Annotated in this window: 1 pseudogene; it reads left to right on the top strand. The window is 71.6% G+C overall.

The features are described from left to right. Positions 1-380 (top strand): annotated as a pseudogene (locus H0H10_RS41635) (glucose-6-phosphate dehydrogenase); the annotation flags it as partial.

Consider the following 380-nt stretch of genomic DNA (forward strand, 5'->3'; position numbering starts at 1 on the left):
GGCCGGCTACTACGACGGCATCGGCGCCGCCCGCGACGTCATCCAGAACCACCTGCTCCAGCTGCTCGCGCTGACCGCGATGGAGGAGCCCGCCTCCTTCGACGCCGACGCGCTGGCCGCGGAGAAGACCAAGGTGCTCGGCGCGGTCCGCCTCCCCAGGGACCTGGGCCGGGACACCGTACGCGCCCAGTACGCGGCAGGCTGGCAGGGCGGCGCGAAGGTCATCGGCTACCTCGAAGAGGAGGGCATCGACCCCAAGTCGAAGACCGACACCTACGCCGCGATCAAGCTGGGGATCGACAACCGCCGCTGGGCGAGCGTCCCCTTCTACCTGCGCACCGGCAAGCGGCTGGGCCGCCGGGTCACCGAGATCGCGGTCG

It is taken from the genome of Streptomyces griseicoloratus (genome assembly GCF_014534645.1).
GTDB lineage: Bacteria > Actinomycetota > Actinomycetes > Streptomycetales > Streptomycetaceae > Streptomyces > Streptomyces griseicoloratus.